This window comes from Muribaculum sp. NM65_B17, assembly GCF_004793735.1.
In the GTDB taxonomy this organism is placed as follows: Bacteria; Bacteroidota; Bacteroidia; order Bacteroidales; family Muribaculaceae; genus Muribaculum; species Muribaculum gordoncarteri.
Genome location: NZ_SRYY01000006.1, coordinates 1 through 26,018 on the forward strand (window position 1 = coordinate 1; position 26,018 = coordinate 26,018).

At 50.6% G+C, this 26,018-nt stretch carries 27 protein-coding genes; 9 read left to right on the plus strand and 18 right to left on the minus strand.

Annotated features, from left to right (window positions below; genetic code table 11):
- Positions 1 to 109: 109 nt before the first annotated feature.
- The 3 genes from E5354_RS09950 (at position 110) to E5354_RS09960 (ending at position 2,613) form a co-directional block, all read left to right on the plus strand.
- Entirely contained in the window at positions 110 to 1,171 is a 1,062-nt protein-coding gene (locus tag E5354_RS09950) for an alpha/beta hydrolase (RefSeq protein WP_370649245.1), read from the plus strand.
- Between the two features lie 51 nt (positions 1,172 to 1,222).
- Positions 1,223 to 2,047, plus strand: a complete 825-nt coding sequence (locus tag E5354_RS09955; protein ID WP_135947379.1) for a carboxymuconolactone decarboxylase family protein — start codon at positions 1,223 to 1,225, stop codon at positions 2,045 to 2,047.
- Between the two features lie 77 nt (positions 2,048 to 2,124).
- Positions 2,125 to 2,613, plus strand: coding sequence for a flavodoxin (locus E5354_RS09960; RefSeq protein ID WP_246863794.1), 489 nt, complete (start codon positions 2,125 to 2,127; stop codon positions 2,611 to 2,613).
- Positions 2,614 to 2,704: 91 nt separating this feature from the next.
- On the opposite strand, the gene msrA is transcribed toward E5354_RS09960, so the two are convergent.
- From msrA to E5354_RS10035, 15 genes are all read right to left on the minus strand, one after another.
- Positions 2,705 to 3,211: a peptide-methionine (S)-S-oxide reductase MsrA gene (gene msrA, locus E5354_RS09965; RefSeq protein ID WP_135947381.1), complete on the minus strand. Its 507-nt coding sequence runs from the start codon at positions 3,209 to 3,211 to the stop codon at positions 2,705 to 2,707.
- Positions 3,212 to 3,222: 11 nt separating this feature from the next.
- A complete protein-coding gene (locus tag E5354_RS09970) occupies positions 3,223 to 4,641 on the minus strand; it encodes a CCA tRNA nucleotidyltransferase (protein ID WP_135947382.1) in 1,419 nt (472 codons plus the stop codon).
- A 16-nt stretch (positions 4,642 to 4,657) separates the two neighbouring features.
- Positions 4,658 to 5,839: a M24 family metallopeptidase gene (locus E5354_RS09975; RefSeq protein ID WP_135947383.1), complete on the minus strand. Its 1,182-nt coding sequence runs from the start codon at positions 5,837 to 5,839 to the stop codon at positions 4,658 to 4,660.
- A 40-nt stretch (positions 5,840 to 5,879) separates the two neighbouring features.
- Positions 5,880 to 6,353 carry a gliding motility lipoprotein GldH gene (locus E5354_RS09980; protein ID WP_135947384.1) on the minus strand — a complete coding sequence of 158 codons (474 nt, stop codon included), beginning with the start codon at positions 6,351 to 6,353 and terminating at the stop codon, positions 5,880 to 5,882.
- Positions 6,337 to 7,761, minus strand: coding sequence for a stage 0 sporulation family protein (gene ricT, locus E5354_RS09985; RefSeq protein ID WP_123396160.1), 1,425 nt, complete (start codon positions 7,759 to 7,761; stop codon positions 6,337 to 6,339). The genes E5354_RS09980 and ricT overlap by 17 nt, the downstream gene beginning before the upstream one ends.
- A 20-nt stretch (positions 7,762 to 7,781) precedes the next feature.
- Positions 7,782 to 9,326: a ribonuclease Y gene (gene rny / locus E5354_RS09990; protein WP_123396159.1), complete on the minus strand. Its 1,545-nt coding sequence runs from the start codon at positions 9,324 to 9,326 to the stop codon at positions 7,782 to 7,784.
- 130 nt (positions 9,327 to 9,456) lie between these two features.
- Positions 9,457 to 9,750, minus strand: a complete 294-nt coding sequence (gene zapA / locus E5354_RS09995) for a cell division protein ZapA (RefSeq protein ID WP_123396158.1) — start codon at positions 9,748 to 9,750, stop codon at positions 9,457 to 9,459.
- A 4-nt stretch (positions 9,751 to 9,754) separates the two neighbouring features.
- Positions 9,755 to 10,048 carry a hypothetical protein gene (locus E5354_RS10000; protein ID WP_123396157.1) on the minus strand — a complete coding sequence of 98 codons (294 nt, stop codon included), beginning with the start codon at positions 10,046 to 10,048 and terminating at the stop codon, positions 9,755 to 9,757.
- An 86-nt stretch (positions 10,049 to 10,134) separates the two neighbouring features.
- Complete coding sequence (cls, locus tag E5354_RS10005; RefSeq protein ID WP_135947385.1) at positions 10,135 to 11,553, minus strand: cardiolipin synthase; 1,419 nt, start codon at positions 11,551 to 11,553, stop codon at positions 10,135 to 10,137.
- 135 nt (positions 11,554 to 11,688) lie between these two features.
- Entirely contained in the window at positions 11,689 to 12,132 is a 444-nt protein-coding gene (gene rplI, locus E5354_RS10010; RefSeq protein ID WP_123396155.1) for a 50S ribosomal protein L9, read from the minus strand.
- Positions 12,133 to 12,160: 28 nt separating this feature from the next.
- A complete protein-coding gene (rpsR, locus tag E5354_RS10015; protein ID WP_068961324.1) occupies positions 12,161 to 12,430 on the minus strand; it encodes a 30S ribosomal protein S18 in 270 nt (89 codons plus the stop codon).
- A gap of 3 nt (positions 12,431 to 12,433) precedes the next feature.
- Entirely contained in the window at positions 12,434 to 12,799 is a 366-nt protein-coding gene (gene rpsF / locus E5354_RS10020) for a 30S ribosomal protein S6 (RefSeq protein ID WP_123396154.1), read from the minus strand.
- 166 nt (positions 12,800 to 12,965) lie between these two features.
- The gene (gene rpsO / locus E5354_RS10025; protein WP_123396153.1) at positions 12,966 to 13,241 is read right to left on the minus strand and encodes a 30S ribosomal protein S15; all 276 of its coding nucleotides are present in this window, start codon (positions 13,239 to 13,241) and stop codon (positions 12,966 to 12,968) included.
- Between the two features lie 87 nt (positions 13,242 to 13,328).
- Complete coding sequence (locus E5354_RS10030; protein ID WP_123396152.1) at positions 13,329 to 13,661, minus strand: DNA-directed RNA polymerase subunit omega; 333 nt, start codon at positions 13,659 to 13,661, stop codon at positions 13,329 to 13,331.
- A 25-nt stretch (positions 13,662 to 13,686) separates the two neighbouring features.
- Positions 13,687 to 14,493, minus strand: a complete 807-nt coding sequence (locus E5354_RS10035) for an outer membrane protein assembly factor BamD (protein ID WP_123396151.1) — start codon at positions 14,491 to 14,493, stop codon at positions 13,687 to 13,689.
- A 247-nt stretch (positions 14,494 to 14,740) separates the two neighbouring features.
- Here E5354_RS10035 and E5354_RS10040 point away from each other — a divergent pair, with 247 nt between their 5' ends.
- From E5354_RS10040 to E5354_RS10065, 6 genes are all read left to right on the plus strand, one after another.
- Positions 14,741 to 15,388 carry a PASTA domain-containing protein gene (locus E5354_RS10040; RefSeq protein WP_123396150.1) on the plus strand — a complete coding sequence of 216 codons (648 nt, stop codon included), beginning with the start codon at positions 14,741 to 14,743 and terminating at the stop codon, positions 15,386 to 15,388.
- Between the two features lie 28 nt (positions 15,389 to 15,416).
- A complete protein-coding gene (locus E5354_RS10045) occupies positions 15,417 to 16,511 on the plus strand; it encodes an RluA family pseudouridine synthase (protein WP_369698986.1) in 1,095 nt (364 codons plus the stop codon).
- Positions 16,512 to 16,613: 102 nt separating this feature from the next.
- The gene (locus E5354_RS10050) at positions 16,614 to 17,792 is read left to right on the plus strand and encodes an acyltransferase (RefSeq protein ID WP_135947386.1); all 1,179 of its coding nucleotides are present in this window, start codon (positions 16,614 to 16,616) and stop codon (positions 17,790 to 17,792) included.
- 49 nt (positions 17,793 to 17,841) lie between these two features.
- Entirely contained in the window at positions 17,842 to 19,011 is a 1,170-nt protein-coding gene (locus E5354_RS10055) for a metallophosphoesterase (protein WP_168353877.1), read from the plus strand.
- An 8-nt stretch (positions 19,012 to 19,019) separates the two neighbouring features.
- Positions 19,020 to 21,161 carry a Tex family protein gene (locus tag E5354_RS10060; RefSeq protein WP_135947388.1) on the plus strand — a complete coding sequence of 714 codons (2,142 nt, stop codon included), beginning with the start codon at positions 19,020 to 19,022 and terminating at the stop codon, positions 21,159 to 21,161.
- Positions 21,158 to 21,529 (plus strand): 2-amino-4-hydroxy-6-hydroxymethyldihydropteridine diphosphokinase, encoded by a 372-nt coding sequence (locus tag E5354_RS10065; protein ID WP_135947389.1) that lies wholly within the window; start codon positions 21,158 to 21,160, stop codon positions 21,527 to 21,529. Before E5354_RS10060 ends, E5354_RS10065 begins: the two co-directional genes overlap by 4 nt.
- A 21-nt stretch (positions 21,530 to 21,550) precedes the next feature.
- Here E5354_RS10065 and E5354_RS10070 read toward each other — a convergent pair whose 3' ends face one another.
- Genes E5354_RS10070 through E5354_RS10080 form a run of 3 tightly spaced genes read right to left on the minus strand, consistent with a single transcriptional unit; the run spans position 21,551 to position 25,960 of the window.
- A complete protein-coding gene (locus E5354_RS10070; RefSeq protein WP_168353878.1) occupies positions 21,551 to 22,492 on the minus strand; it encodes a DUF4249 domain-containing protein in 942 nt (313 codons plus the stop codon).
- Positions 22,493 to 22,497: 5 nt separating this feature from the next.
- Positions 22,498 to 25,131 carry a TonB-dependent receptor gene (locus E5354_RS10075; protein WP_135947391.1) on the minus strand — a complete coding sequence of 878 codons (2,634 nt, stop codon included), beginning with the start codon at positions 25,129 to 25,131 and terminating at the stop codon, positions 22,498 to 22,500.
- Positions 25,121 to 25,960 carry a FecR family protein gene (locus tag E5354_RS10080; protein ID WP_123396142.1) on the minus strand — a complete coding sequence of 280 codons (840 nt, stop codon included), beginning with the start codon at positions 25,958 to 25,960 and terminating at the stop codon, positions 25,121 to 25,123. The genes E5354_RS10075 and E5354_RS10080 overlap by 11 nt, the downstream gene beginning before the upstream one ends.
- Positions 25,961 to 26,018: the final 58 nt, after the last annotated feature.

A 26,018-nucleotide genomic window follows, 5' to 3' on the forward strand; every position in this document is an offset into this window, starting at 1 on the left:
CCTTAGTAACTACTTCCTATTTTTATTTTTGCCCAAAACGTTTAGGACAATATTGTCATAAAACCCATAATTATGGTTTTCATAGCAATTTCAACGAGGTTAACTTTGAATCATGAAAATAAGACTCGCAATTACCGCTGTCATATTATTGTCGATATGCGGCACTTTGACAGCAAAAGAAACCGAAAATAACTATATGGATAATCTGAAACTTACGCAAGCATGGGACAAGAAGTTCCCGAAGAGTGACAAGGTCAATCATCGTAAAGTCACATTCATTAACCGTTTCGGCATCGAACTGGCTGCCGACATTTATGAACCTGAGGGCATGAGCGGCAAGCTGTCGGCTTTGGCTGTTGCCGGTCCTTTCGGCGCGGTCAAGGAACAGGTGTCGGGAAGATATGCGCAGGCTATGGCTGAGCGCGGTTTTGTGACGATGGCCTTTGATCCTTCGTTTACGGGAGAGAGCGGCGGTGAGCCCCGCAACACGGCTTCTCCCGACATAAACACCGAGGATTTTTCGGCCGCTATAGATTATCTTGCGACATTGCCGGAGGTTGATGCCGATAGGATTGGTATAATCGGTATTTGCGGATGGGGAGGCATGGCTCTAAATGCGACTGCTATTGATACACGCATCAAGGGTACCGTGACATCGACAATGTATAATATGAGTGAGCAGATGCACAACGGTTATCAGTTTGCACCTGTTTCTGCCGCTGATTTGCTCAAGACAAAGATCGCTATTAACGCCCAGCGTACAGCCGATGCTCTCGCCGGAAAACCGGAATATGTAGGAGGTTTCCCCAAAGAGCGTCCGGTCGATGTGCCGCAGTTTATGCTTGATTACTGGGACTTCTACATGTCGCCCGAAAGAGGATATATCGATCGTGCTCCGGCATGTTCCACAGGATGGACAAAGACAACGCCGCTGGCATTTATCAACACGCCCCTCGACACATTTATAGAAGATATTATTACACCGGTGCTGTTGATTCACGGCGAGAAAGCTCATTCCCGCTACTTCAGCGAAGAGGCGTTTATAAGACTCAAAGGCGACAACAAGCATCTTATGATTATACCTGGAGCAAATCACACCGACCTCTATGACAATCTTGATGTCATACCTTACGATGAGATAGAACAATTTTTTAAGAGTAACATGAAGTAAGTGATAGTGCGATAAAAAACTGATTTATATGACAAACTTTTTAAACCAACAATGAATCGCATATTTTTTACAATCGTTTCAATATTAATGACATTAATCCCCGTTATGGCACAACAGAAAATAATACAGACTGCGGGCCGTCAGCAGCTTGGCGACTTCGCCCCGGAGTTTGCGCATCTCAACGACGACATACTTTTCGGCGAGGTATGGAGCCGCAACGACCTCCTTTCGTTGCGCGACCGCAGCCTCGTGACGATAACCTCGCTCATATCGATGGGCATAACCGACAATTCGCTCAAATATCACCTGACTACAGCGAAGCAGAACGGCATAACCCGCACCGAGATTGCTGAAATCATCACTCACATAGCCTTTTACGCCGGTTGGCCTAAAGCGTGGGCCGCGTTCCATATCGCCAAAGAGGTGTGGAACGACGACATTAAGGGCGATGATGCCAAAGCCGTCTTTGCACGCACTATGATATTCCCTATTGGCGAGCCTAATACGGCCTACGCCAAGTATTTCACAGGCAACAGCTATCTTGCTCCCATATCCACTAAACAGATTCCTTTTTTCAATGTCACTTTTGAGCCGGGGTGCCGCAACAACTGGCACATCCACAAGGCTGAGAAGTGTGGCGGTCAGATGCTCGTAGGCGTAGCCGGCCGAGGCTGGTATCAGGAGGAAGGCAAACCCGCTGTGGAGATACTTCCCGGCACTGTAATCCATATTCCCGCCAACGTAAAGCACTGGCACGGAGCCGCAAAGGACTCATGGTTTGCTCATCTCGCTTTTGAGATACCCGGCGAGAAGACCGAAAACGTATGGCTTGAACCGGTCAACGACGAAGAATACAACAAATTTGAATCACGATGAATCGATTTATTTGCGCATTACTGTTGATTGGCTCAATATTTCTCAGCTCATGCGCCCAAAACAACAATATATCTGATATGGATAAGGAAAATAATAGTGCCTTGATAGTTTATTACTCTGAAACAGGTACTACCGAGGCTATTGCAAAAAAGATATCGCAAGTCACCGGCGCCGACCTCTATCGTATAGAGCCGGAACAACCCTATACCTCGGCCGACCTTGACTGGCAGGACAATAATTCCCGCTCTACCAAAGAGATGAATGACCGATCCGCGCGTCCGGCAATTAAGAACGGCAAGGTAAATCTTGATAATGTTGCTACTGTTTACCTCGGTTATCCGATATGGTGGGATCAAGCTCCTCGCGTCGTCAATACATTCATTGAATCCAACGACCTATCAGGTAAGAAAATAGTGACTTTCTGCACTTCAGGTGAAACCTCTATTGACGGAAGCGTGCGACAACTCAAATCGGCATATCCCGCTCTCGACTTCGTGAAAGGCAGACGCCTGAACGGAGCCTCAGTCAACGAAATCGAAAAATGGATTGCTTCCATGAAGAAATAGTTAGAAGCACGACATACCTTTTGCGAAGAATCGCCGATATAGGAGTGATGGCGGTATCGTCAATATAGGTAAGTGGCGGAACTGTAGCGGATTACTGCATATTTGCTTTGCGGGCGAGCTCAAATCGCTCGGGATGGATGTGACAATATCCGTCGGGATTCTTGTCGAGATAGTCCTGATGATACTCCTCGGCAGGGTAGAAGTTTTTGAGTTGCATTATCTCCACGACTACAGGACGGTCGTAATCCTTGGCAAGACGGGTTACCGTGTCGATTATGATGTGTTGCTGCTCGGCGTTGGTGTAGTATATGCCGGTGCGGTACTGTGTGCCTTTGTCGCCACCCTGGCGGTTTAGCGAAGTAGGGTCTATCGACTTGAAATATAGCTCGATTAGGAATTCGAGGCTCACGACGGCAGGATCGTATTGAACTTCCACACCCTCGGCGGCCATGGTCATGCCCGTACACACTTCGTGATAGGTGGGATGGGGGATGGTGCTGTTGGCATATCCTACGCAGGTGTTGACAACTCCTTTTATCTGTTTGAAATAGTGCTGGGTGCCCCAAAAGCATCCTCCGGCAAAGTATACGGTAAGCATTTGTTTATATATTAAGGGTTGAGGGGATGCAGATTCATTTTTGCGGCTACTTGGTGCATATATTCAAGGGCCGCGTCACGCTCGTTGGGGATTACCCCGTCGAGTATGGCATTCTTGATGCTCTCTTTTATTTGCCCTACTTCGCGTGAAGGCGACAGGCCGTATATCTCCATGATCTCCTCGCCCGATACCGGCGGCTGGAAATTGCGGATGCGGTCTTTTTCCTCCAACTCCACCATTTTGTGCCTTACGAGTGCGAAATTGTCGAGAAACTGTCGCACCTTGACCTGGTTTTTGGAGGTTATGTCGGCTTCGCACAGTGTCATGAGCTCATCGATGTCGTCGCCTGCGTCAAAGAGCAATCGCCTTACGGCCGAATCGGTTACTTCGTCTTCGACCAATGCAATGGGACGCATGTGCAGCTCTACGAGTTTCTGCACATATTTCATCTTCTCGTTGAGCGGAAGTCGCAGATTCCTGAATATGCGCGGAACCATCTTGGCCCCGATGAAGTTGTGGTTGTGGAAAGTCCATCCCGATTTTCCGTCCCATCGTTTTGTCACGGGCTTGGCGATGTCGTGCAACAGGGCACCCCAGCGAAGCCACACATTGTCGCTCTTGCGTGCCACGTTGTCGAGCACGGTAAGGGTGTGGTAGAAGTTGTCCTTGTGTCCACGGCCGTTGACCGTTTCAACTCCCTTCATCGCTTCAAGTTCGGGCAGAATGTAGGAGAGAAGTCCGCAGTTCATGAGGAGCGTCCAGCCTATCGAGGGGACAGGCGACGACATTATCTTCATCAACTCATCGGCGATGCGTTCGTGTGATATAATCTTGATTCGTGACGCATTGCGGCTTATTGCCTCGAATGTTTCATCGTAGATGGTGAATCCGAGTTGAGTGGCAAAGCGTATAGCACGCATCATGCGCAGCGGGTCGTCGCTGAACGTTATATCGGGGTCAAGGGGCGTGCGTATCAGCTGACGGTCGAGGTCGCCTACTCCGTCATAGGGGTCGATCAGCTCACCGAAGTTGTCACGGTTTACGCTCATTGCCATGGCGTTTATAGTGAAGTCACGCCTCGACAGGTCGTCGTCGAGAGTGCCGTCCTCAACTACGGGTTTGCGGCTGTCGTGGCTGTAGGACTCGCGACGCGCTCCAACAAATTCAAGCTCCGTGTCCCGGAATTTCACTTGCGCCGTTCCGAAATTCTTGAACACGTTACATCGCGCTCCCCGTCCGAGATGCCTGGCTACAGCTTCGGCCACCTCGATTCCGCTGCCTACGGTCACAAAGTCGATGTCCTTGGAGTGTCGACATAGGAACAAGTCGCGTACATAACCGCCTACGACATAGCATTGGCGGTTCATGGAATCGGCAATAGAGCCTACTGAGTGAAAGAGAGGTGTATCTATCTTCTGTGACGGGGTCATTTACTGAATGGTGATGTTAGTCAAGACTTATTATGTGCTCGGGAGCATTGGTTATGCGCTCAAGCCCGTTTGCGGTGACGATGTAGGTGTTCTCGATGCCTACGGCTCCAACCTGCGGGATTACAAACTTGGGTTCAAGGGCAATCACGTTGTTGAGCTGCAGGATGTCCTTGGAGCGTGGAGCTATTACCGGGAGCTCGTTTATCTCGATGCCCACGCCGTGACCTATGAATCCTGCTTTCTGGGCATGGCCCATGAAATAGTGTTCAAGGCCGTGTTGCGTCACAATCTCGATTGCGCGTTCATACAGCTGTGATGCCGGAGTGCCGGGGATGCCGAGTTTCTCAAGTTCGCGACATATCTTTATCGAGCACTCATGGGCTTCGGAGGCGAGAGGCTCTACATTGCCGAGCGAGAATACACGAGTCATGTCGGTCATATAGCCGGTGAAGTTACCGTTGGCATCGACCATGACGGTCATGCCGGGCTTTATTATCGTGCCGTTGGCTCCTACGGGCAGTGACGGATCAAGACCTCCGCCTCCCATTGCAAAGTCATAGGGGGTGGGGGTGTCGGCATTCTCACCGGTGAGAATGTTGCACATGAAAAGCTCCATCGACCCTCCGCTTATGCGGAATTGTCCGAGGCACCCTTCAAGACGCGAGGCGCGCTCAATCTCTATTTGCAGCTCTATGTCGCTCATTCCGTCCTGATAGAGGTTGGGGATGTGCTTATAGACCATGGCGTGTTTCACACCCGAACGGCGAAGCATTTCCAGTTCAAAAGGTGTCTTGACGGCGCGTGACACACGCAAAACCTGCGACGCATTGCTTATGGTCGAGGATGGGAACAGCTTCGACAGCCTCTCGGCGGTCATGTAGTCGGTCACGCTCAGTTCAAGGCCGAGGTTGCGCGGCTGCTCGATGCCTTTAGCCTCGAGGTATTCGGCAATTTGTTCGGGCTTGCGGATGTAGTGGATGTTGTCGCCTTTCAGCTCAACTGGGCGTCGGATGAAATAAGTGACATCACCGTCGGCCGGCAGGTATACATAGCCGTTTATCACACGGCCTGTAACATAATATATGTTGGCATTGTCGGTTATGAGAATGGCGTCAAGGTTCTGTTGAGCCATGGCGCTGCGTATCTTGGCAATGCGGAGGTTGATTTCGTCAATCGGGGTCAATGCATGTAATTCCATAATTGAATTTTGGTTTTTGGCCAACTATGGGCCGTGGTTGTCATTTCTTAGGAGAAACGAATGTAATACCTATTTGTTCAATGTCGCATAGTGTGTCGACACGCATTATGTGTCTGACCATTATCGGAGAACCGTTGATTATTGACGCGGGATATTGCACCGTGTCGCTGTATTGGTAGCTTGCGCCAAATCCGTTGCCGTGCCATCGACCGTAAATGTCGGCGAGCTCAAGGTTTACCGTGTCGCGTCGCACAATGCCTTCGGGCGTGTTACGTGTAACTTCCAGCCACAGGTTGCTGAACTCGTATTCATTGTTGTGGCGTATTGCCACAGTGAGTAACCCGGTGGCTATGGAGTCCTCGATTGACGGGACGAATTTGACTGTGTCATCGTAAATCCAGCCTTTGACAGGCAGATTCCTGAATTCACTAAAATCATTGTGCCCGGGAACGCATGCTCCCAGACACAATGTCATTATTGCTATTATGGAAAGTATTTTAAGCGGGTGTGTCATTGCTCGGTTGAGTTGACGGTTTGTTTCCGTTGTCGCGACGGTTATTGCCGTCACGTTGCGGCTGGCGATTGTCGTTGCGCTTGTTGTCGCGCTTGGGCTGCTGGCGTTGACCGTTGTTGTCGGGCCTTGGCTGCCGGTTGTTGCCTCCCTCCTTGCCGGGGTTGCCGTTGGGCTTCGGCGGTCGAGGCTGGCGCTGTTGTTGCTGTCCTTGTTTGGGCTCGCTTCCTTCTTGCCTGCTGCGTTCCTTGGGCTGATTGGGTTGCTGGTTATTGTTGTTGCTGTTGTTGTTCTTGCGCTTCTTTTTCTTCGCCTTGTCAAATCGGGTTACGCTGTCTTGTCCTACAAGCTCGACAAACTCCTTGGGGGCCTTGGGCTTTTCGTTGTCCTCCAACGCCAGCTTTTCGGGCTTCTCACCGCGCTTGTTCATTGTGATCACCTCAAATGCCCTGTCGGCGCTTATCGTCACCAGATTGGCCGGCATCGACTTGTCGGTCGAGTAGGTTATCTCACGCTTGAATATATCGGTCTTGAAGTGATAGTAGGTGCTGTCGAGTGTCTCAAGGGCGATTTCACGCGAAGGCATGCGCTTTACGCTTTCGACATAGGTGTCGACCTCGAAGTTGAGGCAACATTTCAGCTTGGCACACTGTCCGGCAAGTTTCTGGGGATTGAGCGATATGTCCTGATAGCGTGCAGCGCTTGTGGCTACCGACACGAAGTTGGTCATCCAGCTCGAGCAGCACAGCGGTCGTCCGCACGGTCCTATACCGCCGATGCGACCCGCTTCCTGGCGGGCACCGATCTGCTTCATCTCTATTCTCACCTTAAATGTTTCGGCAAGAACCTTGATGAGCTGTCGGAAGTCGACACGCTCGTCGGCGATATAGTAGAATATCGCCTTGTTGCCGTCGCCTTGATACTCGACATCGCCGATTTTCATGTTCAGCTTGAGGCTTTCGGCGATTTTGCGCGAACGTATCATCGTGTCGTTCTCCTTGGCTTTGGCTTCTTCATACTTTTCAAGGTCGTTGGCCTTTGCCTTTCGGAATATTCGGCGTATTTCGGCATCGGGACGCACATTGGCCTTCTTCATCTGGATAGCCACAAGGCGTCCGGTGAGCGTCACCATGCCAATGTCATGACCCGGCGAAGCTTCTACGGCAACCATGTCGCCGATGGAGAGCTGCAGGTTGGATGAGTTTTTGTAAAACCCTTTTCGGGTGTTCTTGAACTGGACCTCGACCATGTCGAAGTCGGCATATCCGCCGGGAATGTCATCGAGCCAGTTGTAACAATGCAACTTGCCTCGCGGAGCGCATTTGCTGCTGCAATTGCCTTCCGTGCACTTGGAGCATCGGTCACATTCCGACAACTCGCGACGGCATTTGTCGTCAAATTCTTTTGCCATAGTACTCTCTTAATGAAAGATTACTTGGCGAAGCTTACCGAACGAGTTTCGCGGATTACGGTTATCTTTACTTGGCCCGGATAGGTCATTTCGTCCTGAATGCGCTTAGCGATTTCAGCCGACAGCTTTTCGGTTTCGACATCGTCGATCTTGTCGGCTCCTACGATTACGCGGAGCTCGCGTCCGGCCTGGATGGCATAGGTCTTTATTACTCCGGGATAGGAGAGTGCAAGCTGCTCAAGGTCGTTGAGGCGCTTGATGTAGGCTTCCACGATTTCGCGGCGGGCGCCAGGACGGGCGCCTGATATGGCGTCGCACACCTGTACGATGGGAGCAAGCAGTGTTGTCTGCTCGATTTCGTCATGATGGGCGCCTATGGCGTTGCATATTTCGGGCTTTTCCTTGTATTTCTCGGCGAGCTTCATACCCAGCAGTGCGTGGGGCAGTTCGGGCTCCTCGTCGGGCACTTTGCCTATGTCGTGCAATAGTCCGGCGCGACGGGCCTTCTTGGGGTTGAGGCCGAGTTCCGAGGCCATGATTGCACACAGGTTGGCTGTTTCGCGTGAGTGCTGGAGCAGGTTCTGTCCGTAGCTTGAGCGGTATTTCATCTTTCCTACGAGGCGAATCAAGTCGGGGTGCAATCCGTGGATACCGAGGTCGATGGCGGTTCGCTTGCCGGTTTCCACGATTTCTTCCTCGATCTGCTTGCGCACCTTTGCCACCACTTCCTCGATGCGGGCGGGGTGGATGCGGCCGTCGGCCACGAGCTGATGCAGGGCGAGGCGGGCGATTTCGCGGCGCACGGGGTCAAATCCTGAAAGTACGATGGCCTCGGGTGTGTCGTCGACTATGATTTCAATGCCGGTAGCGGCTTCAAGTGCGCGTATGTTGCGGCCTTCGCGACCGATGATGCGACCTTTGATTTCGTCGGAGTCGATGTGGAACACGGTGACCGAGTTTTCGATAGCCGTTTCAGTGGCTACACGCTGTATCGACTGCACTACGATGCGCTTGGCCTCCTTGTTGGCGGTGAGCTTGGCTTCATCCATGATGTCGTTGATGTAGCTGGCCGCTGCGGTCTTGGCTTCGTCACGCAGTGATTCGATTAATTTTTCCTTTGCTTCGTCGGCCGACAGTCCCGATATGTGTTCCAGGGTGTCCTGGGCGGTGCGGGTGAGCTTGTCGAGCTCGGTCTTCTGGCTTTCAAGCACTTGTGCCTGTGCGTCAAGGTTGGCCTTTATTGCTTCGTTTTCGTTGCGACGGCGGGCTATGTCGCCTTGCTGCTGATTAAGCTGCAGTTCGCGCTGCTTGATTCGGGCTTCAGCCGCTTGTATTTTGGTCAAGCGCTGGTTGGCTTGCTTTTCGGCTTCGGCTTTTATCTGTAGTTCTTCTTCGCGTGCTTCGAGCAGTTTCTTTTGCTTAATCATCTCCGATTCCTGTTGCGCTTCTTCGATGATTGTCTTGGCTTGGCTGCGTGCCGATGACTTCTGGATGGCCACTCCTATCGCCAATCCTATGGCGGCCGCCGCTATGCCCACTAAGACGTATATTAATAACGATGTCATAAAATGGTATATAATAAATGGTTAAAAAAATTGCACCTTCAATTGTCGACATCCACGGCGGAATGCGGTGACAATTGTAAGTGCAGGTTAATACGCTCTAATACTGTGGGATAGAGCTGAGATAACTATATCATTCGACCTTCAGAAGCATTTGGTCGAGTTCGTCCTCAAATTGTGTCAGGACTTCTTGGGTGGCCTGTGACTGTCGGCGTTGCTCAAGGTACATCTTGGCAAACTGATAGGCCACCATGGCCAGAACTTCCTTTGAAGTCTTGTTTTTTTTGTAGGCTTCCATCCATTTGCTCCAGACGAGATTCACGTTATACTCGGCTGAACGAACGATTTCTTCCTCCTGAAGCTTCACCGACATGGCCATAGGGTCGAGGTCGGCAAGGCGTATAGTTATATTCAGTTTATCTTTCATTGCATCATTCGCTTAGTTCGGAGATGCATCTGTCGATTTCCCGCACTAACTCGGAAAGTTTGGCACGACTCATCTCAATATCCTTACGCGATGGAATCGCGGTAGTGACAATGGTCAGATATTCGACTCTGCGGTTTAATTCTTCGATTTCCTTGCGCATGTCGTAAACAGTTGTTTCCAACTCTTCTATCCGTGCCTGTGCCTCGTTTCTCTCTTTGAGAACTATAGAGTAGCGTTCTGTGAGCAATCGGGCTTTACGGCTTATGCGGTCAAGTGTTTGCTGCAGGTCGCTTGCCATTATTTCCAAGTTTTTACAAAAGTACTAAAAAATATTGTTGTTCCACAATTTTCCTGAAAAAAAATTGCGTAAAAAGTTAGACCGGGTTAAAGTACGGGGCTTAGCAGCCTTACGAGCGACTCCTTGATCTTTTGTGTCGCCGGTCGTTTGCGCCACTGGTTGGAGCTTACCCTCATGCACTTCTTCTGGTCCTCCAGAAATATTTCGCGCATGCGGCTGTTGACGGCATGGGAGTAGATGAACACGTTGCTCTCGAAGTTGTATTCAAAGCTTCGGAAGTCAAAGTTGGTGGAGCCTACCGACACAAACTCGTCGTCGACAATCACCGTCTTGGCGTGCATCATGCTTGGCTCGTAGAGATAGACCTTTATTCCCGAGCGCAGGCACTCCTGGATGTAGGAAAATGAGGCGTAAGTGAGTATTGATGAGTCGCTTCGGGCAGGAATCATTAGCCGCACATCGACTTTTGACAAGGCCACTGTCTGCAATGTGCGCAGCAGGCTCTCAGTGGGCAGGAAGTAGGGAGTCTGGATGTAGACACACTGTTTCGCTCCCGCTATGGCTTTGTGGAACATCATCGCGATGTTGCTCCAATGGCTTGTGGGGCCGCTCGTTAGCATCTGTATGCCCGATGTGAACCCCGGTGCGTCGGGAATGTTGGTATCGGTGGTTTCTTCAAGCAGCGGCTGACCCATGAAGCTCCAGTCGACGGCAAATGAGTATTGGAGCGCGCCTACGGCAGGACCTGTTATGCGCAAATGAGTGTCGCGCCACGGGCCTTCGCCGGTGCCGTAGATGTAACGGTCGGCGATGTTCATGCCGCCTATATAGCCTATGGTGCCGTCGATTATAACTATTTTGCGGTGGTTGCGCCAGTTTATGCGCGTGGCGAAGTGAGGGAATGTCACGCGGAAAAATGGATAGACCATTACGCCCGCTTCGCGAAGTTGCTTGAAAAACTTGTTTTTGGTCTTTATAGAGCCGATGTGGTCATATATTATCCTCACCTTGACCCCTTCGCGCGCCTTGCGCATGAGCAGTTCGCCTATGCGGGTGCCTATGCGGTCGTCGTCGAAAATATAGTACTGCAGGTGTATGTATTGTCGCGCATTTTCGATGTCGGCCATGAGTGCATCGAATTTTGAGTGGCCCGAGGTGAATATCTCCACTTTGTTGCCGGGATAGTATATAGCTCCCGACAGGGTTTGCCCCAGTTTGACCTGCTGTATGCTCTCGTCGCTGAAAGGCATGGTGTTGATGTCGATGCTGCGAAACGACTCGCGCTTGCGCAGTCGCCTGCGGTTGCGCCGGGTGATCATGCGTGTGTTTTTCAGGCTTCGGCCGAAAAATATGTAGAAGATGACGCCGAGCACCGGCACCATCAGTAGCACCGTTATCCACGCGAGCGACTTTACCGGATTGCGATTTTCCGATAGCACGACGGCTACGAGGCTTATTATGGTGCCAACGTAGGCGGCGATTAGCAGTGCGTAATACCAGGCCATTGATTTATTATGTGCATTAAATCATCCGCTAAGATAGTAAAAACTTGCTTAGCTTGTTCAGCATGGCGGTAAAAAAAATAGCGGAGATTGCAACATTGTGCAATCTCCGCTGATGAGCGTTATGTCAAATTCCGATTATTCGGCTACTACTTCAAAGGGAATCTCAACTGAAACTTCCTTGTGAAGCTTGATGGTGGCGTTGTATTTACCAACTTCCTTTACATTCTCCTTGAGAACGATGAGCTTGCGGTCGATGTTGTGACCGAGCTTCTCGAGAGCCTCGGCAATCTGGAGAGCGTTGACTGAACCGAATATTGTGCCGGTTGCGCTTGTCTTTGCTCCGATGGTGAGGGCTACTCCTTCAAGTGAAGCTGCAACAGCCTCGGCGTCGGCCTTGATCTTGGCGAGCTTGTGGGCGCGCTGGCGCTGATCCTCGGCAAGAACCTTGAGGGCTGCGGGGGTTGCGATGACTGCCTTTCCCTGGGGGATAAGGTAGTTGCGGCCGTAACCGCTCTTTACTTCAACGACATCGTCCTTGTATCCAAGGTTGTTAATGTCTTCTTTAAGTATAATTTTCATAATGTATTGTCTCCTTTAACGTTAAAGATTATTTCATCAAGTCGGTTACATAGGGAAGCAATGCCAAGTGACGGGCGCGCTTTACGGCCTGAGCCACGCGACGCTGAAACTTGAGCGAAGTGCCTGTGATGCGACGGGGAAGGAGCTTTCCTTGCTCGTTGAGGAACTTCTTGAGGAATTCGGGATCCTTGTAGTCGATATACTTGATGCCACTTCTCTTAAAGCGACAATATTTTTTCTTCTTAACGTCAACCGACAGAGGGGTGAGATAACGGATTTCTGATTGAGCTTGTGCCATGTCTTAGTTCTCCTTTACTTCTTGTGATGCATTATTTTTTGCTGCTCTCAGGCTGCGACGCTTGATGGCGTACTCTTCAGCGTACTTGTCAAGACGGAATGTGAGGAAACGCAGAACGCGCTCGTCGCGACGGAATTGAGTTTCGAGCTTCTTGATTACTTCGGGATTTGCGTCAAATTCCAAAAGTGTGTAGAAGCCGGTCGACTTCTTCTGGATGGGATAGGCAAGCTTGCGCAGTCCCCAGTTCTCTTCGTTGACAATAGCTCCGGCGTTGTCGGTGATGACTGCCTTGAACTTGTCTACCGCTTCCTTCATCTGAGCATCAGACAAAACGGGAGTTAAAATGAAAACGGTTTCGTAATGGTTCATGTTAAACGTTAATTAAAATGTTTTGTTAAAAATCGAGTGCAAAGGTATTGATTTTTTTTGGATTGCGCAAGTGAAGGACTGATTTTTAAGCTGTAAAAATCAAGAAGGCCGTCGCTGTTGTTGATGCGACGGCCTTACAATGTAATCTTTAAGTAGAGCGCAGGGCTTACTTGCGGATACCAAGCTCCTTCTGGGCGATGATTGCACGGTAGCGGTTGATGTCCTTTCTGATCAGGTAGTCGAGAAGACGACGACGCTTACCTACAAGTGCCTTAAGAGCGCGCGCAGTGGTATAATCTTTGTGATTTGACTTAAGATGTTCAGTCAAATGAGCAATACGAACCGAGAATAATGCTATCTGAGCTTCAGGTGAGCCAGTATCAGTCTTGCCCTTACCGTATTTCTCAAAGATTTCTACTTTTTCTTCAGAATTTAAATGCATTCTTAAAGGAATTAATAGTTAATAATTATGATAGTGCTCGCAAATGAGCGCACAAAGGTAGTGATTTATCCCGTTACGGCCAAATCCTTAGTCGAGATTTTTGCCTTTTGCGGGGTTGCGATAATGAATTTTGCCTTCAAGATACTCCTGAGTGGCAATCAGAGTGGGCTTCGGGAGCTTCTCGTAGTAGCGTGAAATCTCGATTTGCTCACGGTTTTCCGAAATTTCTTCGAGGTTGTCGTTGAGCGATGCAAACTCCTGCAGCTTCTTTTCAAGGTCGTGCTTCATCTCGCCGGCAATCTGGTTGGCGCGTTTGGCGATGATGCACACGGTTTCGTAAATGTTACCGGTGTCCTCCGACATCTTAATAAGGTCACGAGTCGTGGTCGTGAGGGGTGCATTGGATTTCTTGTAGTCCATTATTAATAATGTATAGTTGTGAGATTTATTCGTTTACGTATTTGCTGGCAATCTTCATTATGTTGTCGGCCTCCTTGCGGTTTTCCGAGTCGGGATAGTTGTTGATGAACGAGTAGTATTCATCGACTACATCGCGGAATCGGTCGGCTTTCTTCTCCTCGATACTTTGTGACGCTTCCTGATAGCGTGCTTTCAGTATGAGCATCTCAAGCTCCTCCTTGTACTTGGAGTAGGGGTAGTTCTTTATGGCGTTGCGGGCCACAATCACGGCCGACTCGTAGTTGTTGCCGCCGTAATTGCCGAGGTTGTAGTAGAGCTGTGCATTCTGTAGCTCCTTGAGGGTGAGCTTGTCCTGAAGCTCGAATATCGCGTTTTGTGCCACGGGCACTTTGTCGCTGCGCGGGTAGTAGTCGAGAAACGCCTGAAGCTCCTCGATGCCTTTTATGGTTTCGCTTTGGTCGAGCTGAGGTTCGGGCGAGTCGAGGTAGTAGCCGTAGCCCGAGTAGAAGCGTGCAAGCTCGGCATATTTGCCTTTGGGGTAGCGGCTGTAGTAGGTGTGGAAATAGAGTCCCGAGTTGTAGTAATCCTTGTTCTCGTAGTAGCTGAGGGCAAGTAGATAGAGCGATTCCTCGGCGTTTTTGGTGCCTTTGAGCTGCGTTACGATGTCGGTCAGCACGGTTGTGGCCTGGGTGTAGCGCTTCTGCTCGAATGCGCGGCGCGCGAAGTCGAGCTTCTCGTCGGGATTGGTGCTTTTTAATATTCGCTGGTACTCGCCGCATGATGTGAGGGCGAGCATTAGAACGGATAATGTTATATAAATGTATTTACGCATATATGCAATCAAATATTCAAGCTGCAAAGTTAAAAATAAATCGCGACAGGAGCAGAAAAATGTGCGCTTTTTTTGATGAAAAACGCTATTTGAGCTTTTTTAAGCTACAAAATTAATATAAATAGCCTCTCGTTTCGGCTTTTTTAGTTAAGTTTGCACTCTAAACTGACATCCTTGTCGGCGGCTCTTGTTTTAATCGCCGAGGGCCGGCTGCTGCAACCGGATTGTCGATAAATTGATTTTACGCGTGGAAGACAAAACTGACAAAAAGACTAATAAGCCGGTTGACTTCATAAAAAAACATCCGATACTGTTCAATCTGTTGTTGATAGTGCTTGTCGGGTGTGGCATCATCTGGCTTACACTCGTGGCGTTGGATGTGTGGACAGGTCACGGCGAATATCGCGTGGTTCCCGACATGAAAGGGCTGAGCTATGAGCAGGCCGTGAAGGCGCTTGATGAAGCCGGACTTCGTGCCGAGCTCTCCGATTCGATCTATGACTCATCGACTCGTCCGGGCACGGTGCTTGAGCAGTCGCCAAAGGTCAATGCCAAGGTAAAGCCCAACCGCACTGTCTATCTCACTATAAATGCCTTTTCACCGAGAATGATTTCGGTGCCGAGCCTCACCGACATGTCGTTGCGACAGGCACGTTCAACTCTTGAGGGACTTGGATTTGAGAAAATAAGGGAACTTTATGTCCCGAGCGAATACAAGGATTTGGTGCTCGGCGTCAGGTTCAACGGTATCGAGCTGGATCCCGGAGCGCGTGTTCCGGCATCGGCTTCGCTTACCATAGTGGTTGGCGAGGGCATAACCGAGGAGTCATCCGACACAATTGTTGACATGGCTGTTGCCGATGACACAGAGGCCGAGGTGCTCGACCTTGATTGATGAAAAACCGAGAATCGTTTCAATTATTATGCAAGACTCAGCCCCGCAGAGTAAGCCGATGACCGATGATGACGACGAACTCGATGCCCTGGAAGGTGTCGACGGCGTCGAGGGTGATGACGGCGGCGGACTATATGAACATTTCCGTTTTGTAGCCGATAAGGGACAGCAGCTGCTGCGTGTCGACAAGTTTCTTGTGGCGCGCATCGAGAAGTCGTCGCGTAACCGCATACAGCAGGCCGCCGATGCCGGGTGTATTCTCGTCAACGGCAAGCCGGTGAAATCCAACTACCGCGTGAAGCCTCTCGATGTGGTGAGCGTGGTCATGGACCGTCCGCGTTACGAGCTTGAGATAATAGCCGAGGATATTCCTCTCGACATCGTGTACGAGGACGAGCATCTGCTCGTGGTCAACAAGCCTGCCGGGCTTGTGGTGCATCCCGGTCACGGCAACTATCACGGCACTCTTGTAAACGCGCTGGCATTTCATTTCCGCGACAATCCCGACTATGATGTCAACGATCCGAGAATGGGACTTGTGCACCGAATAGACAAGGACACCTCGGGACTGCTGGTTGTGGCCAAAACTCCCGATGCCAAGACCCATCTCGGCAAGCAGTTCTTTAACAAGACCACCAAGCGTGAGTATGTGGCCGTTGTGTGGGGACAGCCTCGTCCGGCTTCTGGGCGCATCGAGGGCAACATCGGACGCAGCCTGAAGGACCGGCTGCAGATGGCGGTGTTCCCCGAGGGCGATTACGGCAAGCATGCCGTGACCCATTACGACACAGTGGAGCCGCTCGGCTATGTAAGCGTGGTGAAGTGTGTGCTCGAAACGGGCCGCACCCATCAGATAAGGGTTCACATGAAGCACATCGGACATCCCCTTTTCAATGACGCGCGTTACGGCGGCGACCAGATACTTCGAGGCACTCCCGGAGGGAAGTACAAGCAGTTTGTGGCTAATTGCTTTGCCGTGTGTCCGCGACAGGCGCTCCATGCCCGTACATTGGGCTTTGTGCATCCCGAAACCGGAGAGGAAATGTTTTTTTCGGCACCCGTGCCACCCGATATGACAGAGCTCATCGAAAAGTGGCGAAACTACAATCAGGGCTCCGAGTGATTAAAATTTCGTAAAGAAATTGCAGTGCTTCATGATTTTCTAATGTAAAATTGTTATCTTTGAGGAAATTGGATATTTCCATATTATTATAGAAATACAGACATGAATAAGGAAGAACAACTTTTTAATGATATCTGTCCCTATCCCGACAGTATGTTCCATGAAAAAATGGAGCACCTTGTAAAGGAACCGGGTTTTGAACATGCCGTAAAATGGGTTCTGCCGCAGGTCGATTTTCAGGAGTTCTGTAAAGAGCTGCTGCAGGTACAAGATAAAGAAACTTTCCAGCGAAAGATAATGTGGCCGTTCTTGGAGATGTTGGCCGCAAAAACCACTTCGGGCGTAACTATGGACGGTGTGGAGAATATAGATTGCTCAAAAGCCTATACTTTCATCACCAATCATCGTGACATAGTGCTCGACACATCATTCCTTAACTTGTGCTTCCTGCGTGCGGGACTTCCCACCACTGAGGTTGCCATAGGAAGCAATCTGTTGATCTACGAGTGGATAAGCGACCTCGTGCGCCTCAACAAGAGCTTCATCGTAAAGCGCAATCTGCCGCGTGCAAAGGCTCTTGAGGCTGCAAGCGAGCTCTCGGCCTACATCCACTATGCCGTAAGCGACCGCCGTCAGTCGGTGTGGATTGCCGAGCGTGAGGGACGAAGCAAGGATTCAAGCGACCTTGCCCAGGACAGCTTGATAAAGATGCTCGGATTGGCCGGCGAACATGATTTCCACGACAATCTGATGGAAATAAATCTTATGCCCGTGTCGATTTCCTATGAGTATGACCCCAACGACTATCTGAAAGCTCGTGAGTTCCTGCTGAAACGCCGCAATCCCGATTTCAAGAAGTCGCAACGCGACGACCTCTTCAGCATGGAAACCGGACTGCTTCAGCCCAAGGGACGCGTACATTACACTGTAGGCAACACGTTGACCGATGAACTTAAGGAGTTGCCCAACGACCTCGACAAGACTTCGATAGCGCGTGATGTGTGTCAATTGATTGACTGCCAAATACATTCGGGTTTCAAGATATTCCCCATCAACTACATTGCCTACGACAAGCTGCACGACACCGATGAGTTTGCCTGTCACTACAATGCCGACGATGTGGTCGGTTTCGAGCGATATATCGACGAGCAGTTGGCAAAAGTGGAGGATGTTCCCGACCTGACTGCCGACGATATGGCCTATATGCAGAAGATGATGCTCACCATGTATGCCAATCCTTTGAAAAACAAGATGTCGGCAAGCCGTTATTGCCGAAAGTAGTTGAACCGGTAATTATAATGAAAACGATATGCGTCTGCCTATCTTAACAATGATAATCCTGATAGTTGTCAATGTTTTTGTCGACATCTATATATGGCGATGCATCGTGAATAAAGAGCGCAAGCGTTGGCCCGGTGTGGTCTATGCATGGAGCTCGTTGTTCTTCATCATCTTCATCATCGTCACCGTGGCGTTGCCTCGGCGAAGCGGCAGCGATGCAGTGTTGCTTGCCGTGATGTGGATGCTCTATACCTACCTGTCGGTCTATATCTCCAAATACGTTTTCTGTATAATAAGTTTCATCGGCCTCATTCCGCGACTGTGGCGCGGAAAGCGTTGGAAGGCCATGAACATTATAGGATCGGTGGCCGCGGTAGCTGTATTTTTGACTATGTGGTGGGGTGCGTTGATTAATCGCACCCGCTACCAGATAAAGGAGGTGGTGATTGAATTTGCCGACTTGCCCGACGCTTTCGACGGGTATCGCGTGCTTCAGTTCTCCGATTTCCATGTTGGTACTTATGGCTCCGACACGACTTTTGTCAGCGAAATAGTTGATGTAATTAACAATCAAAGTGCCGACCTGGTGCTGTTTACCGGCGACATAGTGAACCGTCGCACCGATGAACTGTTGCCTCAGGTCAAGCCTCTGTCACGGCTCAAGGCTGCCGACGGAGTCTATTCGATTCTTGGCAACCATGACTACGGTGACTATAAGAAATGGCCGTCGGCCGAGATGAAGAGCGAAAACATGGACATGATGTACAGGCTGCAACGTGACATGGGATGGAATCTGATGAACAACCGGTCGGAGTACATAAGACGCGGAAATGATTCTATCGCGCTTATTGGGGTTGAAAACTGGGGCGACCCGCCTTTTACTGTGTATGGCGACCTCGACAAGGCTTATCCCATGCAGTCCGACAGTACATTTAAGATTCTGATGACCCACAATCCCGCCCATTGGAGTGAAAAGATAGCCGATAACGACACCGTCAACATCGCCCTGTCGCTGTCGGGTCACACTCATGCCATGCAATGCCAGATTGGTTCATGGTCACCCGCTGAGTGGCGATATGACAATTGGGGCGGATTATACGACGATTTATCTTCACGACATAAACTTTATGTAAACATCGGGCTCGGTACGGTGGCGTTGCCGGCACGTATCGGTGCGACTCCCGAAATAACTGTATTAACACTACGAAAGGCTCATTGATTATATCCATGACTAATGACTATTCCTCTATTATTGCACAAGAATTGAATATTCCGCGCAAGTCGGTCGCGGCAACTATAAAACTCCTTGACGACGGTGCGACAATACCGTTTATAAGCCGTTATCGCAAGGAGGCCACCGGAGCCCTTGACGAAGTCGGGGTGCACAACGTGCAGCTGCGTTACGAAGCTTTGAAGGCGTTGGCCAAGCGCAAGGAAACTATTCTCGACACCATAAAGGAGCAAGGTAAACTCACAGCCGAGCTTAAACGCCGCATAGAGGAAACTCTCGATTCGGCAACACTCGAGGATTTGTATATGCCTTTCCGCCCTCGCAGGCGCACACGTGCCCAGATGGCCGCCGAGAAGGGGCTTGAACCGCTTGCACGCATGATAATGGCGCAGAATCTCGATGATGCCGCAAGTGTTGCCAAGCGATTCAAGAACGACGAAGTGCCCGATGTCGACAGCGCCATTGCCGGTGCTTGTGACATAATGGCCGAGTGGATGAGCGAAAGCGAAAAGGCGCGTTCGATTGTAAGGTCGCGTTACATGCGCAATGCCGTGATATCGTCCAAAGTGGTGAAGGGCAAGGAGGAGGAAGGTCGCAATTACGAAAATTACTATGATTTCTCTTCGCCGTTGCGCACTTGCACATCCCATCGCCTACTGGCCATACTGCGTGGTGCCGATGAGGGATTTCTCAAGGTCACGGTGACAATCGACGATGACGAGATGATCGACCGACTGTCACGCCTGTTTGTCAAGGCCGGTACATCCGATAAGATAGCCTCGCTGATGCGACTCACCGTGAAGGACAGTTACAAGCGTCTTATAAAGCCGTCGATTGAGAGTGAAGCGTTGGCCGCCGCCAAGGTGCGTGCCGACGATGCCGCGATAGCCATGTTTGCCGAAAATGTGCGTCAGCTTCTTCTCGCGCCTCCGTTGGGACGCAAGAGAGTGCTTGCCATCGATCCTGGTTTCCGCACCGGATGCAAGATTGTGTGTCTTGACGAGCAGGGCAATCTGATGCACACCGAGGTAATCTATCCCAATCCGCCACAGAACGATTTCCACGGAGCCGCCTTTAAGCTGAGCCGTCTTGTGGAATCCTACCGCATCGATGCCATAGCCGTAGGTAACGGCACGGCAAGCCGCGAAACCGAGAAGTTCCTGGAGTCGTTGCGTTATCCCCGCAAGATTCAGATATTTGTCGTGAGCGAGAACGGCGCTTCCATATACTCGGCCTCCAAGGTCGCGCGTGACGAGTTCCCCGATTACGATGTCACGGTGCGTGGAGCCGTGTCGATCGGCCGCAGGTTGATCGACCCTCTTGCCGAACTGGTGAAGATTGATCCCAAGTCGATAGGGGTGGGGCAGTATCAGCACGATGTCGACCAGAATAAGTTGAAGGAGGCACTGAACTATACGGTGGAAAGCTGTGTCAACATGGTCGGCGTCAATGTCAACACTGCGTCACGTGAGCTGCTCTCCTATGTATCGGGTATCGGGCCGGCACTTGCTTCCAACATTGTGGCTTATCGGGCTGAAAACGGTGATTTTCGCAGCCGCAGGGAGCTGCTCGGCGTTCCTCGCATGGGTGAAAAGGCATTTCAGCAGTGTGCCGGATTCCTGCGTATTCCCGGTGCCGACAATGTGCTCGACAACACAGCCGTGCATCCCGAGCGTTACGAACTGATAGAGCAAATCGCGGCCGACAACGGCGGCGATGTCGAGAAGCTGGTAAAGGACGCTTCGATGCGACGCAGTGTCGACTTGTCGCGTTACATCACCAAGCAGGTGGGATTGCCTACGTTGTCCGACATTTTCCTTGAACTGGAGAAGCCCGGACGCGATCCGCGTGCAACGGTCGAGGTGATGGAGTTTGACGACCGCATCAAGGATATACACGACCTGCAGCCCGGACTTGAGCTGAACGGCATCGTCAACAACATAACGGCATTTGGCTGCTTTGTTGATTTGGGTATAAAGGAGAGCGGACTTGTGCACATCTCGCAGTTGTGCGACAGGTTCATCTCGTCGCCTGCCGAAGTGGTGAGCGTGCATCAGCACGTAACGGTGAGGGTGCTCGATGTCGACTACGAGCGTGGGCGCATAGCATTGACTATGAAAGGGGTACCGCAGCGATGACCGCATTTGTCGTAAGCATCGGAAGCAATGTCCTCGAGCGTGAAGCGATGATGTCACGCACTGTCAAGTGGCTTGAAGAGCAATTTGACGATGTGAGGGTGTCCGAGATTTACGAAACCCCCGAGTACAGCCGGCGTTACGATCCTTATTTTAATTGTGTGGCTTCGGCGTCGACCTGCATGTCGTTGGACGATGCAGTAAAGCTGATGAAGGAGTGGGAGATGAAGTGCGGGCGCACACATCAGTCCAAGATTACCGGAAAAGTGGTGATTGACCTTGACATAGTCATTTGGAATGACTCGGTAGTGAGGCCCAAGGAGTTGTCACGCGACTATTTTCTGCGCGGCTATCGCATGCTGTTTCAGTAAGAGCCGGTTCGAAAATAAACGTTATTCGGTTTCAAGCACTATACTTTTGGAGCATCCGGCCGCCGAGGCCATGATGCCTACACCGCCGTTGATGTTGGTGTAGACCTTCACGGGATTGGCAAGCCCGAGGTTGCCGAGGACGCTGTTTATGCCAGAGTGCGAGCGGTGTACCGACATCAGATAGGTGTAGTAGTCCTTGCTTATGTGGTGGAGCGTCACCTCTTCTTCGATTTTGTCTATGGGGTCGGATGTACGCAGATTGTGGATGAAACTCAGGTGTATCGTTTCTCCGTCTGATGACACATCACGAAATAACGGCACTCTGTTTCCGGCCGAGAATGATTCGTCGAGAATTGACTCGTTGGACGAGAATATGTCGTCAATCGACAGGTCAAAGTCATCGTCGGCACCTCCGGTAGTTCCGTTAAGGGCTAGATAATAGTAGTCATCGCTTCCCGCAGGGTCGTTGAAACTCAATGTGTAGAATATTCTGTAAAGGTAGCCGTATGTTGTTTGATTGTCAGAGCCTACTATGATGTGATTGGTGTCGATGAGTTTCTGTACGCGGCCTTCCATTGACTCAATTTCCACTTTCTCGGGAATTTCCGAAGTGCCCGATACCGAGGGATAGTCGGGGTGGGATGCCGTGATTGTTATTATGTCACCTTCATGAGCAGTTACGGTTGAGGCGTACAGTTTCGACTCGGCATCGAATGTCATTAGCGATGAAATCTGCCCGTTGACACTCAATATCACTGTGGCGTTGTCCTGTGTTACATCGGGACGGTTTTCGCTGTGGTTCCATGTGCGTGTTATGCTTGCCGATATTGTTGCGTCGGGAGTGACAAGCGAGTTCAGCACAAGCACTTGTGAGCCGTTTTCATCGATGTCGACAGTCGATGTGCATGCCGTAGCAAGTGCCGTGGTTGCAATGAATAGTATGATGAGTTTTAGTCGTGACATGGCTGTTAAAATTTCAAAGTGTAGGAAACCGAAGGAATCAATGGTATCATGCGAAGTTTTTCGTAGACGGCGCCTTTCCCCGGAGCATATTGTTGTTTTCGTATCGCGATAACGTTCATGTTGCAGTAGGCGTTGTAGAGGCTGAAGTTCCACACTCCCTCCTTGCCGTTGGCTCCTTTTATATGCAGGTTGGCTCCTATGTCGAGTCGGTGATAGGCAGGTAGTCGGTAGTTGTTGATTGATGTGATGTAGTCTATCGTTTCGTCCTTCCGGCTGCCTATTATTTCGTTGGTTCCGGGAAGCGGATTGTAGCTCTTTGTGGGCAGCGTTATGCGATTGCCGCTCATTATTGTCCATCCGGCATTTATTTCCCAACGGTCGTTTATGCGCCAATTGGCTACGATATTGGCCTTGTGACGGTTGTCGTAGGCCGATGGGAATTTTTGTCCGTTGTTCTTGTTTTCAAACCGTCGCTCGTTCCACAGCATGCTGTAGCTGATGTGTCCCGTTATGTTGCCGAAAGTCTTGCGCACCGACATGTCGATGCCCCTTACCTTGCCGTCGCCCACGGCAAGTTTTTCATATATTATGGTGTTGGATGGGTAATAATAGTAGTCGTCGCGATAGTCGATGAGATTGTACATCCTCTTGTAGTAGGCTTCCATCGACAGTGTGTAACGGTTGTTGATGTTGTAATAGGCTCCGATTGATGCCTTGCGGCTCTTCTGCGGCTTGAAGTCGCCGGCAATCGGAATCCACATGTCGGTGGGAAGACTCAGGGCTGTTTCCCGCAGTTGATGGTTGTACTGCGACAGCTGTGTGAACGAAGCCTTCACACACAATGAAGGTATCGGACGATACATCGCCGATACCCTCGGATTAAGTTTGAGGTAGTCTTTGTTGCCAGGATTGATCCATGAACTGAGCGACACGCCCGCCAATATGGCCCAATGCCGGTTAATGTACCACTCGTCGTCGATGTATAGGTTCATCTCATGGGGATGAGAACCGTACTGAAGTGTCGTGGAGGTGTTGGTGTTGTGGTTGACTTTCCTGATGAACTCGGTGAGGTAGGGGGTGAATACGTGATATGTGTAGTTGACGCCGAAGTTCAGATGGTGGCTGTGAGTCAGTTGCCAGTCGTAGTTTACTCGCAGCGAATAGTCGTCGATGCGATTATGGATTTTGGATGTCGTCGATGAGATGAGGTCGTTGAGAAATGTGTTTTTGTACTTCATCTTACGCTTCAGCATCGAGTTGTAACGTGAAAATGACATCGATATCTCGCCAAACAGCTGTGGAGTGTAGACATGATTCCAGTTGGCCGACACGATGAAGCTGCCCCAGTCGAGGGTGCTTATGTCGCTCGACTCCTCAAGATCCTTGTCGTGACGGTGCTTTCGTTTGGTGCCGCCTTTAAAGAAGTCGTTGCCGTAGTAGACCATCAGGTGCAGGCGGCTGCGGTCGTTGAAGTGATAGGTGGTTTTGGCGTTGAAGTCGGTGAATGCGTAACGTGACACAATCTTGCTCTTGTTTTCATTGATGGCCGCGTTATATATGGCTATGCCGGGTATCGACAGCAGGTCAAACCACGATCGGCGCACCGAAATCGTATAGGTCATGCGATTCTTTATTATGGGGCCTTCGATGTTGAAGCTTCCCGATGTCAATCCTATTTTCCAGCTGCCTTGACGGCGCGTCAGGTTGCCGTCGCGTGTGCGTATGTCGATTATCGACGAGAGGCGCCCGTCGTAGCGTGACGGAAACGATGACTTGTAGAAGTCGACATTGTTTATCGCATCGGTGTTGAACGACGACAACATCCCTGCGAGGTGATTTACCTGATAAAGCGGCACGTTGTCGAGCAGATACATGTTCTGGTCGTCGCTTCCGCCGTGTACCTGCAGCCCGGAAAATCCCTCTACGCCGGGAATCACTCCGGGTTGGAACTGAAGTGACTTTATGATGTCGCTTTCGCCAAACAGCGTTGGCGTCGATGTGATCGAATAGCGGTTCATGGAGAGGTTGCCGATGACCGGCGACTCAAATGTAAGTTCGGAATTCTTGTCGCCCACTATTATTACCTCGTCGAGCTTGCCCGACGGCGTGAGCGTTATGTCGAGTCGATTGTCGAGCTTAAGCGAGTCGAGGCGTATCGACATGGGGGTGTAGCCAGTGAGCGTGACATTGATGTCAGCTTCGGAAGAGGTTACGGGCAGGCTGTAAAAGCCATTGCTGTTGCTTGTGGTGAACGCTCCCGAGTTGGCGTCACGCACGATGGCTCCTATGGCAGCCTCTCCCGATTCCTCCTCACGTACAAAACCGCTTATTACCCGTTTGGGGCTTAATACCGCTTCGCGTCGCAGTATTATATTGTTGTCCTTTACGCTGTAAGTGACACGCGTGTCCTTTAATATTGCGTCAAGGCACTCTTTCAGTGTTGCGTCTTCGAGATGCAGGGTTATCTTGCGGTCGGGGATGTCCGATGTTATGTAGATGAGGTTGATGCCCGACTGCGCCTTAACCTCCTTGAGCACCTCTTTTATGGGTTGTGAGTTGACATTGATTGTGATACGCCCGGCGGCCGAAGCTACGGCTGCCAAGGTCAGTATCAACAACAATGCCAACCTATTGCGCATTGTCCGCTATTTTTAATTGTGTTCCGAGCAGGGAGTTTATTTCGTTGACGAGTTGTTGAGCATCGCCCTTGAAGTAAAGAGTTAATGAGGGGTCGTTTTTGGGGAGTCCGGTTACAGTGACTCCGTAAACGCGTTCGATTGTGCCTGCAATCTTGCTCAGAGGCATGTTGTCAAACTCGACATTGCCGTCGACCCATGCAAATGCGTTTACATCGTCGATTGCCTGAACCTTAAGTGCTCTGTCGGTGGCTATGGCCATTGTGCCGCGCTCGAGTGTCGCGGTTCCGCTGGGGCATGTCACCTCCACTTTTCCCTCCTGCACCTGCACGATTGTGCTTTGTGACTCATCGTCCACCGCAAATCGTGTTCCGAGCACAGTCACTGTGGCTACATCGGTGTTTACGGTGAATGGCGACGACTCGTTGTGCGTTACATCGAAGAATGCACGGCCGTCAAGCGTTATGTCACGCTTTTCGGCAAATGTTGACATGTCGTAGGTCAACTTGGCTCCGCGTGTCAGCGTGACACGTGAGTCATCGGGAAGCAGATAGGTGGTGTTGGCGTCATTGCAAGCCAGCGTTACGGGATGCGGTTCAGCCAATGATGATGACGAATTGATGAGATGTCGAATGACAAATGCCGATCCCACAATCACAATTACGGCAGCCGCTATGGCTATGACGCGACGACGATAGTAGCTGCTCGTACACGGAATGTCGAGCTTGCTCCAGGCCTGTCCGGCATCGAATGCTCCCTGGCGATAATGACGGGCTACAAATTGCAATGAACGTTCGTCGGCCGATGTGAGATTTATGTTATTTTCCTGCATAGAATAAACTTAATTGTTGTGTTTTACTATACATGATGCACATTTGTCGAAATACCCC